Source organism: Mesonia maritima (assembly GCF_042433895.1).
GTDB lineage: Bacteria > Bacteroidota > Bacteroidia > Flavobacteriales > Flavobacteriaceae > Mesonia > Mesonia maritima.
Genome location: NZ_JBHLUA010000006.1, coordinates 195,522 through 208,232, shown reverse-complemented (window position 1 = coordinate 208,232; position 12,711 = coordinate 195,522). Strand labels below are relative to the sequence as shown.

The 12,711-nt window shown below is 32.6% G+C and carries 10 protein-coding genes; 6 read left to right on the top strand and 4 right to left on the bottom strand.

Annotated elements, in window-relative coordinates; all coding sequences use genetic code 11:
- Positions 1-58: 58 nt before the first annotated feature.
- Both ACFFGL_RS05415 and ACFFGL_RS05410 read left to right on the top strand, forming a co-directional pair.
- The gene (locus tag ACFFGL_RS05415; RefSeq protein ID WP_309728213.1) at positions 59-550 is read left to right on the top strand and encodes a hypothetical protein; all 492 of its coding nucleotides are present in this window, start codon (positions 59-61) and stop codon (positions 548-550) included.
- Positions 540-749 carry a helix-turn-helix transcriptional regulator gene (locus tag ACFFGL_RS05410; protein ID WP_309728211.1) on the top strand — a complete coding sequence of 70 codons (210 nt, stop codon included), beginning with the start codon at positions 540-542 and terminating at the stop codon, positions 747-749. Before ACFFGL_RS05415 ends, ACFFGL_RS05410 begins: the two co-directional genes overlap by 11 nt.
- A gap of 12 nt (positions 750-761) precedes the next feature.
- Here ACFFGL_RS05410 and ACFFGL_RS05405 read toward each other — a convergent pair whose 3' ends face one another.
- The gene (locus tag ACFFGL_RS05405) at positions 762-1,637 is read right to left on the bottom strand and encodes a lysophospholipid acyltransferase family protein (protein WP_309728210.1); all 876 of its coding nucleotides are present in this window, start codon (positions 1,635-1,637) and stop codon (positions 762-764) included.
- Positions 1,638-1,701: 64 nt separating this feature from the next.
- Positions 1,702-2,574 (bottom strand): lysophospholipid acyltransferase family protein, encoded by an 873-nt coding sequence (locus ACFFGL_RS05400; protein ID WP_309728208.1) that lies wholly within the window; start codon positions 2,572-2,574, stop codon positions 1,702-1,704.
- A gap of 57 nt (positions 2,575-2,631) precedes the next feature.
- On the opposite strand from ACFFGL_RS05400, the gene ACFFGL_RS05395 reads away from it, so the two are divergent.
- Together ACFFGL_RS05395 and ACFFGL_RS05390 are read left to right on the top strand one after the other, a co-directional pair.
- A complete protein-coding gene (locus ACFFGL_RS05395; RefSeq protein ID WP_309728206.1) occupies positions 2,632-3,279 on the top strand; it encodes a rhomboid family intramembrane serine protease in 648 nt (215 codons plus the stop codon).
- 49 nt (positions 3,280-3,328) lie between these two features.
- Complete coding sequence (locus tag ACFFGL_RS05390; protein ID WP_309728204.1) at positions 3,329-4,009, top strand: SIMPL domain-containing protein; 681 nt, start codon at positions 3,329-3,331, stop codon at positions 4,007-4,009.
- Positions 4,010-4,075: 66 nt separating this feature from the next.
- Here the strand turns inward: ACFFGL_RS05390 and ACFFGL_RS05385 are convergent, their stop codons facing one another.
- A complete protein-coding gene (locus ACFFGL_RS05385; protein WP_309728203.1) occupies positions 4,076-5,197 on the bottom strand; it encodes a redoxin domain-containing protein in 1,122 nt (373 codons plus the stop codon).
- A 150-nt stretch (positions 5,198-5,347) separates the two neighbouring features.
- Here ACFFGL_RS05385 and ACFFGL_RS05380 point away from each other — a divergent pair, with 150 nt between their 5' ends.
- Positions 5,348-7,720 carry a GAF domain-containing protein gene (locus ACFFGL_RS05380; RefSeq protein ID WP_309728201.1) on the top strand — a complete coding sequence of 791 codons (2,373 nt, stop codon included), beginning with the start codon at positions 5,348-5,350 and terminating at the stop codon, positions 7,718-7,720.
- Here the strand turns inward: ACFFGL_RS05380 and ACFFGL_RS05375 are convergent.
- A complete protein-coding gene (locus tag ACFFGL_RS05375) occupies positions 7,712-8,896 on the bottom strand; it encodes a Pycsar system effector family protein (RefSeq protein ID WP_309728199.1) in 1,185 nt (394 codons plus the stop codon). The genes ACFFGL_RS05380 and ACFFGL_RS05375 overlap by 9 nt on opposite strands.
- Before the next feature lie 58 nt (positions 8,897-8,954).
- Here ACFFGL_RS05375 and ACFFGL_RS05370 point away from each other — a divergent pair, with 58 nt between their 5' ends.
- Positions 8,955-12,695: a metallophosphoesterase gene (locus ACFFGL_RS05370; RefSeq protein WP_309728197.1), complete on the top strand. Its 3,741-nt coding sequence runs from the start codon at positions 8,955-8,957 to the stop codon at positions 12,693-12,695.
- The last annotated feature ends 16 nt before the right edge of the window (positions 12,696-12,711 follow it).

Sequence of the window (12,711 nt, the reverse complement as noted above, 5' to 3'; positions counted from 1 at the left end):
TAACTTGTCATAAAGTAAAATTATATTTACATTTATGCCGAATTTAAATTGTATCGTGATGAAAACAAATTATTTATTACCAAACGCTTTTAAGAAAATAGGATGGGTTTTATTTTCAGTAGGAATTATTTCAGGTCTTTATTCAATTTTTGTAAATGAATCTCCAGCATTATTTGACGCGAAGGTTTTCGCTTTTTTAGTAGATAAATTCACGTTAACTATCGGAAGCAAAAACACTGAATTTTTTACTATTTATGAGAATAACATTTTCGATGAACTAATTTGTATTTTATTAATAGTAGGCGGAATATTTGTAGCTTTTTCAAAACAGCGAATAGAAGATGAGTTTATTTCTAAAATTAGAGTAGAATCTTTAATTTGGGCGACGTATTGCAATTACATTATTCTATTGTTGGCCATTTTATTTGTTTACGGAGTATCTTTTTTCTCCATCATGATTTTTAATATGTTTACGGTCTTGATGTTTTTTATAATTCGTTTTAATTGGGCGTATTTCAAACTAAAAAAAACAGCGAATAATGAAGAATAATTTAAAAGTTGAGCGCGCCAAAAAAAATATGACCCAAGCTGAATTAGCAGAAAAAGTTCAGGTAAGTAGGCAAACCATAAACGCAATAGAATCGGGAGGTTATAATCTTTCTACAATTTTAGCTTTAAAAATCGCAGAAGTTTTTGAAACTGAAGTTCAAATTATTTTTGAGCTTGAAGCAAAAGATTGGAAAAAATAAAACTCTCAAAAATCAGTTTTTCGCGTGTTTAAAACGCTTGTGTGTCCAAAGGTAATATTCAGGTTTTCTTTTAATTTGTTGTGCTAAGTTGCTGAAAAATTTGTCGGTAATTTTATAATCTGCAAAATTCTCTGCGTTTTCAGCTAAGGAAACAAAACTGGCTTCATAATAACCGCGTTTTACCTTTTCAACCTGTAAATATAAAACCGCAAAACCTAGACGTTTTGCCATTGCTTCTGAGCCTACAAAAGCTGGAACTTCTTTTCCTAAAAAATTAATATAATGCTTTTGGTTTCCTTTTTTTGGCGATTGGTCGGCAATCATATAATAACTGCTTTTCTGCTGAGCGCGAATATTTCGCATCATTGTAGGAATTACCTCTTTACTACTAATAAGCGTTGTGCCTAAATTTGCACGAATATCTTTTACTAATTTATCAAAATAAGGGTTTTTTACTTTTTTATAAATTGCATAACCTTTATTATTGGTTTTGTAAAAATTAATTGCTGTGGCCCATTCGTAACTCGCATAATGTCCGCACATTACAATTACGCCTTTGCTCTTTTTTTCGAGTTCGGTTAAGGCTTCAATATTTTTATAGACAAAGCGTTTTTTTAATTCTTTTTTTGAAATGGAAAGCGTTTTAATCATTTCTAAAAACATATCGCACATATGTTTGTAAAAAGCTTTTTCTATTTTGTTACGTTCTTTTTCAGTTTTTTGTGGAAAGGCAATTAATAAATTTTCTTGAACTACTTTTTTTCGATAACCTATAAGATGATAAATAATTACAAATAGAATATCTGAAATTAAATAAAATATAGGAAAAAGAAGTTTTGAGATTAACCATAGAAATGGATAAACAATAAGAAAAACGGCTTTCTTCATAATTGAGATTGAGCCCAAATATAAATTTTTCTTATAACTAAATAAGTTTTTCTTTAACTTTTTCTTAAGAAGCGTGTTTCCAGCGTTTATGAGTCCACAAGTAAAAAGCAGGCGCGTTTTTTATTTGCATTTCTAGCAACTCAAAGTATTTATCGGTTATTTGGTAGTCTTTAACTTTTTTTGCGTGTTCGGTTAAAATTATAAATTTAGCTTCATAATAACCGCGTTTTACTTTTTGAATGTGAAGATAGGTAACTGCTAAATCTAACTTTTTAGCAATAAACTCACTCCCGATAAAGACCGGGACTTTTCTACCCATAAAATTTCGCCAATATTTAGATTTGGCTCCTTTTGGTGCTTGATCTGCAATCATACCATAGCTCGATAAAATTCCGGCACGTTGGTTTTTAATAATTTGGCGTGTAACTTCTTTAGTTGAAAGCATGGTAGTATTATACTTACTTCTAATTTTTTTTACAAGTCGGTCAAATTCTTTATTTTTCAATTGTTTGTAAACGCCATAGGCTTTGTAACGTAAGCCATAAAAATGCAGGGCGTTAATCCATTCATAACTTGCATAGTGGCCGGTCATAATTATATAGCTTTTTTGTTGTGATTCGAGTTGTTCTAAAACTTCAGGATTTTTAATTTTAAACCGTTTTTTTAATTCTTTATCAGAAATGCTAAGCGATTTAATCATTTCCAAAAAAATATCTACAAAATGCTGGTAAAAGCCTTTGGTTATGGTTTTAATTTCTTCGGAAGATTTTTCAGGAAAAGCTGCTTTAATATTTGATACAACAACTTTTTTTCGATAGCCAAAAACCTTGTAAATCCAGAAATAAATAAAGTCTGAAAGCTTATAAAGTACCGAAAAAGGAAGTATAGAGATTAGCCATAAAAATGGGTAGGAGAGTAGATAAACCAATCTTTGCATGAAGAATAATATATTTTTACAAAGATATGGTATATTTGACTGTTTACAAATTGAACTATGGGAAATATAGAACTGGTAACTATTGTTATTATTGCAATTAATGCTATTGTTTCATTTAAAGGATTTAACGATTTACATTTTTTTGAAAAATATAAATTTAATGTCGGCGCAATTAAACGTGGCGAACATTTAAGAATGTTAACCTCGGGGTTTCTACACGTAGACATTACACATTTGTTTGTAAATATGTTAACATTGTATTTTTTTGCAAATGTGGTTATTTATCAATGCGGAATAATTTCATTTCTAGTAATTTACCTAGGAAGTTTACTCTTAGGAAATCTTTTTGCGCTTTATTTTCATAAAAATGAACCTCATTATACCGCAGTAGGAGCAAGTGGAGCTGTAATGGGGATTTTATATTCTGCTATTTTGCTACAACCCAATATGATGTTGGGTTTATTTTTTATAATTCCTATTCCGGCGTACATTTTTGGGATTGGTTATTTATTGTATTCCATTTATGGAATGAAAGCGCAAAACGACCAAATTGGTCACGATGCGCATTTTGGTGGTGCAATGGGCGGTTATTTAATTACATTAGGACTTCAACCATGGATTTTTCAGGAAAGTCTATTAATGGTTATTCTTCTTCTTATACCGATTGTTATTTTATTTGTTTTAAAGCGAACCGGAAAGATTTAAAACTGGTATCCTTTTTGAAATGAGTTTTATCTAACTTAAAAATAGACCTATGAAAAAACTAATTTTATTATTTACAATTTGTGTAGCGACCGTTTCTTACGCTCAAAAAATGCCGAAAGGCGTTTCTGTTGAAGGAGAAGGAACCGTAAGAGTTGTTCCCGATCAAGTTTTAATAAATGTTCGTGCTGAGCACGAGGGAAATTCAGCTACAGAAGTAAAAGAATTAACCGATAGCGATATTAATGAAGTTATTAAATTTTTAAAAAGTAAAGGAATAAAGTCTAAAAATATTCAGACAGAATATATTCAACTGGGAAAATCGTATAATTACCAAACCAAAAAATATAATTACCGATCGTACCAAAGTTTAAGTGTTTTACTAGAAGATATAGAGGATTATGAAATGATAATGGATGGTTTAATGGCTTCTGGTATTAATAATATTAGCAATGTAAATTTTCAATCTTCTTCAGCTGATGAATTAGAAGCAGAAGCACGTAAAAAAGCGATTGAAAATGCAAAAATGAAAGCCCAAGAATATGCCGATGCGTTAGGACAACCGTTGGGTGAAGCTTATTTTGTTAGTGAAATTCAAAATCAAGCTTACCAACCGGTAATGATGAATGCAAAAATGGATGCTTCCGCTGTAGAATCTTCTTCAAGAGAAACCATTGCCGTTGGAGAAATGGAAATTACCGTAAAAATAAACGTTGGTTTTTTTCTGAAATAAACCCACGTAGCAATATAAAAAAACCGCTTCAAGTTGAAGCGGTTTTGTTTTAAAATAAATGATAGATTATTCCTCAGGAAGCAATTCTGCTAACTTTTCTTCTAGACCATTTCCGCGTAAATCTTTTGCGATAATTACTCCGTTTTCATCTAAAATAAAAGTAGCAGGAATAGAACTCACATTGTATTGCTGAACGATTGGTCCTCGCCAAAATTGAAGATTAGAAACGTGTTGCCAAGTTAACTTATCATCTTCAATTGCTTTAAGCCATTTGTCTTTTTGGTTAGGTTTATCTAAAGAAACCCCAATAATATTTAAACCACGATCGTGATATTTATTGTATAACCTTACTACGTTTGGATTTTCAATTCTACAAGGTTTACACCAAGAAGCCCAAAAATCGATAATGGTAATTTTTCCCATAGCGTCTTTAAGTGAAAGCATATCGCCTTCTGGCGTTGGAGCCGAGAAATTTGGAGCTTTGCTTCCAATAGCAGTTTTTCCTGCTTTTTCTAAAAATTCTTTTACACTTTCTCCAGGAATGGTATTTTGTATTTCGGTAGATAATGAGGTGTAGAGATCTTGCATTTCATTGGTGGGAACCATTTTCATTTTCATCATATCAGAAAGAATTAAAATAGATACAATGGAATTTGGGTTCTCCTTAATTAACTCTTTTCTAAACTTTTCATCTTCCGCATTAATTTTTTCTTGTTTAGCTTGAATTTCGTTTCGTATTGCAGGATCTTGCAACATTGTTGGATCTTGATATTGCTCTCGCAAAGCTTGAATTTTCTTAGATTGCTTTTGTAAATGCTCTACGTAATCTGAAAAAAGTTGATTATGTTTACCGCCTTCAATTTTTGAAGAACGCAAGCTGTCTTTATGCAATGTAGCGGTTAAGGCTTTATTTTCATTGATAAAAAGTACATTACTTCTTAAATTTTCAAAGGTTAATACGTTTAAAGTTTGCAATTTTGTTTCAGGAAGGTCAATAGTAAATTTACCTTCTTTAACCTCTACCGTATCTTCAGGAACGGGTCTACCGTTTTCTCCCAAACTTGCCAGGTAGACTTCTGTACCATCTTCAACATTGGCAATATTTGCAGTTAAACTAGGTTTTTCTTCTTTTTTTTCTTCACAAGAGAAGGCTAAAATAGCCATTAGAATAAGACTTATTTTCTTCATTATATTTTAGAATTTAGTTGCAAAAGTAATTAACTTCTAGCGTTTTTAGGGTGTTAAAAACTAAAATATTGTTAATTTTACTTAACATAATTTGACAAACATTTGCAATAGCCTAAATTGTCTAAAACTTATTGAATTACTGTTTAACTAATGATAAATAAAGATAAAGACTATCCGTTTTTAGTAAAAATTGGCTTTAAGAAAGTGATTGATGCCTATCGCGAACGTGCCAAAAATGAAGAAAAACCAATTGCGAAAGAGTATCTGGAAAAAATGCTTACGTATGTTAAGGACTTTCCTAAACTTGAAAGTGGTATAGACAGTAAAAAAGATTTAGAGAAACATAAAATTCCTATAGAAATTTTATTAGATGATCTTTTTCCGAATATTTTAACTAATAATGAAATTAAGGCAGCTTCTACGCCTCGAAATAATATTATTTTTAATTCTTCTGGAAGGTTTGATGAAATTTTAAAAAAAGCTGGTAAAGATTATAAACTGGAAATTAGAAACCAAAGTTCAGAATTAGATTACGTTTACGGCTGTATTATGATTTTAAATCAATATTATGGTTATAACGTAGATTTTACAAGACCTTTTTATTTTGATATTCCCGATGAAAACGGAATTATGCGTCATTACAGATTGGCAGTTAATGCGGACTTTGTAACTTTTGAGCCTACCGATAAAGCACAAGAAATTTCAGAAGAAGATGTAGATAAATTAATACAAAACACGGACGATATTGAACTTTGGAAAGAAAAATTCCCACCCTTAAGTTGGGTTTTTAAAGGTTTTGTAATAATGAATTTAACTGATGTGACGGTAGATGACGGAATTTCTGATTTAAAAACAGAACTGTTAAGCAATAGAATTCCCGATGAAGAAAACATTAGCAGTTTAGTTGAGATTTTTAGATCTATATACAAAATTCCAGATTTGCGGGTTGGTTTTACCATGTTTAATAAATACGATGCCAGTTTTTATAAAATGGAAAACGGCAAAATAAAAAGTTTTATTTTAAATGGGGAAGAAGAGCGAGACTGCGGACGTATTTTATGTAAAAAGGCTTATGAAAATTTATTAGAAACCAAAAAGTACTTTAGCATTGCAAACGTTGAAGATTATGCAATGAAAACCTCACATAATTTATTATCGGAAAACTTATTAACCAATGAGATAAAAAGCTGCGTACTTGCACCAATGTCAAAAAACGGCCAATTGCTTGCTGTGCTAGAACTTGTATCTTATCGAAAAAATGAATTAAACAGCATAAACGCAGTAAAATTAGAAGATATTTTACCTTATATCACCACTGCGGTAGAACGCAATAGCGCCGAATTCGAAAATAGAATTAAAGCGGTTATCCAAAGTGAATGTACGTCTATTCATCCAAGTGTTTTATGGATTTTTGAAGAAGAAGCCAAACGCTATATTAACGATTTAGATAACGATGGGGTTTCTTCTTTTCGAGATATTGCGTTTCATAACGTATATCCGCTTTATGGACAAATTGATATTGTAGGTTCTTCAGACGAGCGGAATAAAGCAATTCAAAAAGATTTACTGAAACAATTAGAACTTATTATCCATATTATAGAAGATGCTTGTGAAATTGAAGAATTACCCATTTATGAGCAAGTAAAATTCAGAATTGAAGAGTTTAGTAGTGATTTAAAAGAAAATTTAAACGCTTCGAGCGAGCAACGCATTATAAATTTCATTTACAGGGAAATAAAACCTTTAATGAATCACTTAAAAAAACAGTCTTCTAAACTGAAGAAGAAAATTAAAAAATACAGCGAATGTATCGATCCTGAAAGTGGAGTGATTTATAATGAACGAAAAAATTATGACGATACCGTACAACGTATCAACAGAACGTTAGCCCGATTTATCGATAGAAAACAGATAGACGCGCAGAAAATTTTCCCACATTATTTTGAACGTTACAAAACCGATGGAGTAGACCACAACATTTATATTGGAGAAGAAATGACGAAAAATCGTCCGTTTAGTGAAGTTTATCTTTTTAATCTTCGGCTGTGGCAATTACAAGTAATGTGTGAAATGGAAAATAAATTCTATCACATTCAAAAAGATATGCCGTTAAAGCTAGATGCGGCTTCACTAATCTTAGTTTTCAATTCAACCTTGTCTATTCGTTACCGAATGGATGAGAAAAAATTCGATGTAGATGGAACGTACAATGCGCGTTTCGAAATCATTAAAAAACGAATCGATAAAGCGTACATAAAAGATACTGAAGAGCGAATAACCCAGAAAGGAAAAATAGCGATTATTTATTCTCAGAAATCAGATCAACGGGAATATTTACGCTACATTAAATATTTACAGAGCAAGAAATATTTAGGCGAAAATGTAGAGTTGTTAGAGCTGGAAGACGTTCAGGGAGTTGTAGGTTTAAAAGCGATAAGAGTAGAGGTTCTTTACCATAAAGATGATAATCCCGATGATAAAGAAACCTTTACTTATGAAGGATTGATGGAAGAATTACATTGACCAAAATGCGATTACAAAACTAATTACAGAAATAATTATTCCGGTCATAAATATGGTATAGGTCCATCGTAAAATTTTGTATTTCCTATTTAAAACTACCCCGAGTAAATACAAATCTTTCGTAAGCGCTTCATACATATAATCTTGATCATTTAAAATTTCGTTCATCGCCCAATTGTATTGATCGAACGGCATTTTATGAAAGTTTCCGAAGAAAAGAATATTTACTTCCCGCTTCTTAATCTGTTCTTTGGTAAACTCGCCAGTGGTAACATTTGGGCGCGTAGACATAATCGATAAAATTATAGAAGCAACACTAAAACAAACCAATACCAAGGTAGGAATCATTAAATGCTTATTAGAATCGGCATCCAACTTCGGAATTATATTTGCCAAAGCAAGTGAAATAATAATGGCATTTACTGAAAGAAGAATGTTGGCCTTTGTATCGGCAATATCACTTAATTTAATGTGATTACGTAACGTAGTCCTGTAAATAGTTTGCCGACTTCTATCGGGGTTTTCACTTTTATATTTTGCTTTAAGTTTAGCTTTAGCATCTTCTTTTTCTAATTTTTTCTTTTTCTTGCGTTGCTTTTTTAACAGCGAAAGTAAATTGTCATTTTTTTTAGGTCGCCATTCTCGCGTAGCATAATCAGTATAAAATTTATGCTTTTCGGTAAAAAGTTTAATGTTTTCTTGAATCCATTCATTCGGACTGAAATAGGCTATTCCGTGAAGCTTTAATTCTTGACGTAAAAATTCAGTAGTTTCTTCAAAATAATCTTTGGCTAAATGCGAAGAATCTGCATCTCTAATTATTTTTTCCAGTTTATCTTCTGGGACTACATCCATTTCCGTAGCAAGAATACAGCGTTTCACTTCTTTAATTGTTTCTTCGTCTTCGCCTTGTTCTTTAAGAAAATCTTCAGCTATTTTCGCGCTTTCTAATTCGTGCCCGTTTTTAGCGACTATATAACCTGTATCGTGAAGCCAGGCTGACAGTAAGAGTACCTTTTCTTCTTTAACATTAATTTGAGAATTTTCAATTAATTCTTTAGTACTTTTAACCACACGCTGTGTGTGATTGTAGTTGTGATAGATGAAAGTATTAGGAAGCTTTTCCTTAAATAAATTAAGTACAAACTCATCTGTTTTCTCAAGAATATTATCCATATAGTCCTAGTGGTTTTATCATAGCCAAATTACAAAAAAAATTGACCAATAAATTTCTATGAAAAAAAATAACATACTTCTAACAGTTTTAGCAGTAATGGTTTTAGGAGGTTGCGCAACCTACGATGCAAAATACCGAGAAGGTGAACCTACTAAAAATTTTAATTACCCAGAAAATAAAGAAATAGATCAACGGTTTTTTGTAATAGGTGATGCCGGCTATTCGCAACCCGGTGGTTCTTCCAGCGGATTGCAAGCGTTTAAAAAATTAGTAGATTCAGTAGAAACTAAAAACTCGTATGTTATTTTTCCCGGTGATAATATTTATCCCGTAGGAATGCCAGATGAAGACGATCCCGGAAGATTGCAAGCAGAATATAGAATTGATGCGCAGTTAGATGCCATCGAAAATTTTAAAGGAGAAGTTCTTTTTATTCCCGGAAATCATGATTGGTACGCAAATGGAATTGACGGTGTTGAAGATCAAGCTGAATATATCAAAAAGAAATTAAAAGATAAAAAAAATATTTGGGATCCGGTTCCTGGATGTGGTTTAGCCATTCGTGATATTACAGATGATATTACCATGATTATTATTGATTCACAATGGTATTTAGAAGATTGGGATAAAAACCCTACCATTAACGATAACTGCCCCGAAAGAAAAACCCGAGAGGCACTTTTTACTGAAGTAGAAACTGAACTCAAAAAGAGCCAAAATAAAACGGTAATTATGGCGATGCACCATCCGATGTATACCAATGGTGTTCATGGCGGAAATTATCATTTCAATCGACACTTATATCCATCACAACGCAAATTACCACTTCCAATTTTAGGCTCGCTAGCCATGTTGGTAAGAACAACTGGTGGAGTTTCTATTCAAGATAAGCAGAATGAGCGTTACAAATCTTTGGTAAGAAGACTCGAAACTTTATCTTCAGATTATCATCGGGTAGTTTATATTTCGGGCCATGAGCATAATTTACAGTACGTAGAACACGATAGTATAAAACAAATAATTTCCGGTTCAGGTTCTAAATCAAGTTTTGCAAGTTTACGTAACGATGGTGTTTTTGCCTATTCCGATCAAGGTTTTGCAATTTATGATGTCTTTAAAGACGGTTCATCTTGGGTAAGTTTTTACGGAACAACCGATAAAAGCAATCCTAAGTTATTATTTCAAAAAGAAGTACTTGCCGGTCCAAGAACCTATGATGTAAGTAAATTGCCTAAAAATTTAAACCTACCAAAACAGATTGAAGCTTCCATTTACAAACCACTAGAAACTGAAAAAGGAGAAGTTTACGAAAGCGTTTGGGGAGATCATTACCGTGATTTATACGGAAAAAAAATTAAAGCTGATGTCGCTATTTTAGATACAATGTACGGTGGTTTAGAAGTTATGAGAGCCGGCGGTGGTCATCAAACACGCTCAATTCGGGTGCGCGATAAACAAAAACGGGAATACAATATTCGAGCTTTAAAAAAGAGCGCGGTTCAATTTATTCAAACGGTAGCATTTAAAGAACAATCCGTTGAAAATAGATTTGAAAATACTGTTGCTGAAAGTGCCATCAGCGATTTTTATACCGCTTCTCACCCGTACGCATTTCTTGCTATTCCAACCTTATCAGAAGCTGTGGGGATTTATCATACAAATCCTAAAGTTATTTATATGCCTAAACAACGTGCTTTAGAGAAATATAATGAAAGTTATGGGGACGAATTATATATGATTGTTGAACGTCCCGAAGAACATTGGATGGGTGCAGAATTTTTTGGTTCTCCAAATCACGATATTCAAAGCACAGAAGGACTTTTCGATCGCATGCGAAGAGATGAAAAATATAATTTAGATGAAGCCGAATATATAAAAGCTAGAATTTTTGATATGCTGGTGGGTGATTGGGACAGACACAAAGATCAATGGCGTTGGGCAGAATTTGAAACTCCTGAGGGAAAACATATTTTTAAACCTATTCCAAGAGATCGGGACCAAGTTTTTTCAAACTTCGATGGTGCTTTTTTTGCAACTTTGCGAGGTCTTACAGGATTCGCAAAACAATTCGGAAAATATGGAGAAGATCTCGACGACATCGAATGGTTTAACACAGCCGCCGTCGGTTTAGATCGCTCATTAATTCAGAATGTAGGAAAAGAAGAATGGCTAAAGCAAGCTAGATTCATTCAAGAAAATATTACTGATGAAGTTATTGAAGAAGCTTTCAGTAAAATGCCCGAAGAAGTTCAAGATTCAGAATCTACTAAAAATCTAATTGAAAAAGTAAAAGGAAGAAGAGATAATATTGTAGATATTACCGAACGATATTATAAATATTTTGCAAAATTAGCGATTGTAACCGCTACCGATAAAGACGATTATTTAGATGTAACCCGAATGCCAGATGGAAAAACCAAAATTGAAATCTGGCGAAATAAAGATGGAGAACGCAAAGATTTAGCAAGTAGAAAAATTTACGATAAAAAAGAAACAAAAGAAATTTGGCTTTATGGGTTAGATGACGACGATGTGATTACTGTAAGTGGAGAAGGAGATAATTACATTTTTATGCGAATTATCGGCGGTCAAAATAACGATATCTATAAAATAAAAAACGGAAAAAAACTTAAAATTTACGATCACAAATCTAAACCCAATACCTTTAAAGAAGCGGAAGGAGCAAAAATTAGATTGTCCGATAATTATGAACAAAATATTTATGATAAGGATAAGAAAATTTTTACTACAAGTGCTATTTTGCCGGGTGTTGGCTATAACCCAGATGATGGTGTTAAAATAGGTTTGCAAGCCATTTATACCGATAATGGTTTTAAACGAAATCCATTTACATCACAACATAAATTTAGAGCAGGTTATTATTTCGCCACGCAAGGCTACGATTTAGAGTATACAGGAAATTTTGCAAGAATTATAGGAGCTTATAATTTAGTAGTTGGCGCACATTTTACCAGCCCAAATTTTGCAACAAACTTTTTTGGCTACGGAAATGAAACCATAAATCCTGAAGAAGAATTAGGAGAAGATTTCGATTACAACCGAGTAAAAATCAGTAAAATAGGAGCTTCCGCAGGTTTTGTAAAGAAAAGTCCGTATGGAAGTCTTTTTAGATATGTAGCAACTTTCGAATCGGTTGAAGTTGAAAATTCACAAGGGCGATTTTTAGCCGAACAATTCACCACCGATGATGAAGATTTTTATAGCAGAAAATATTTCGCAGGATTAGAAGCAACCTACGGTTATGAGAGTTACGACGACATTTTAAATCCCACTCAAGGAATGGATTTCAAGTTAATTCTGGGAGGAAAAATGAACACTAAAAAACCAGAAAATTATTACGGTTATTTACATCCTTCTTTAGAATTTTATAATGCGATCTCTCAAAACAGAAAATGGGTTTTACGCACCAAAGTTCAATCGCAAGTTAATTTTGGCGATGATTTTGAATTTTATCAAGCCGCACAATTAGGTGGTGATACCGGTTTAAGAGGTTACCGAAATGAACGTTTTACCGGCGAAAGCGCCTTGGCATTCGGTGGAGATTTGCGCTACAGTATCGGGAGAATTAAAACCGCTTTTTTACCCTTTCAAATCGGTGCTTTTATAGGTGGAGATTTAGGTAGAGTTTGGTTAGATGGCGATAATAGTCACACTTATCATAACGATTATGGCGGCGGAATTTGGATTAATAGTGCTGAAGCAGTAAATGGAACCTTCAATCTTTTTCACGGGGAAGACGGAATACGATTTAGTTTTGGTTTCGGATTTAGATTTTAAATCGTTGAGGTTAAAT

Excerpts from the sequence above, each read along its gene's own strand:
- ACFFGL_RS05415 (WP_309728213.1), top strand. The coding sequence starts at position 59 with ATGAAAACAAATTATTTATTACCAAACGCTTTTAAGAAAATAGGATGG.
- ACFFGL_RS05410 (WP_309728211.1), top strand. The coding sequence starts at position 540 with ATGAAGAATAATTTAAAAGTTGAGCGCGCCAAAAAAAATATGACCCAA.
- ACFFGL_RS05405 (WP_309728210.1), bottom strand. The coding sequence starts at position 1,637 with ATGAAGAAAGCCGTTTTTCTTATTGTTTATCCATTTCTATGGTTAATC.
- ACFFGL_RS05400 (WP_309728208.1), bottom strand. The coding sequence starts at position 2,574 with ATGCAAAGATTGGTTTATCTACTCTCCTACCCATTTTTATGGCTAATC.
- ACFFGL_RS05395 (WP_309728206.1), top strand. The coding sequence starts at position 2,632 with ATGGGAAATATAGAACTGGTAACTATTGTTATTATTGCAATTAATGCT.
- ACFFGL_RS05390 (WP_309728204.1), top strand. The coding sequence starts at position 3,329 with ATGAAAAAACTAATTTTATTATTTACAATTTGTGTAGCGACCGTTTCT.
- ACFFGL_RS05385 (WP_309728203.1), bottom strand. The coding sequence starts at position 5,197 with ATGAAGAAAATAAGTCTTATTCTAATGGCTATTTTAGCCTTCTCTTGT.
- ACFFGL_RS05380 (WP_309728201.1), top strand. The coding sequence starts at position 5,348 with ATGATAAATAAAGATAAAGACTATCCGTTTTTAGTAAAAATTGGCTTT.
- ACFFGL_RS05375 (WP_309728199.1), bottom strand. The coding sequence starts at position 8,896 with ATGGATAATATTCTTGAGAAAACAGATGAGTTTGTACTTAATTTATTT.
- ACFFGL_RS05370 (WP_309728197.1), top strand. The coding sequence starts at position 8,955 with ATGAAAAAAAATAACATACTTCTAACAGTTTTAGCAGTAATGGTTTTA.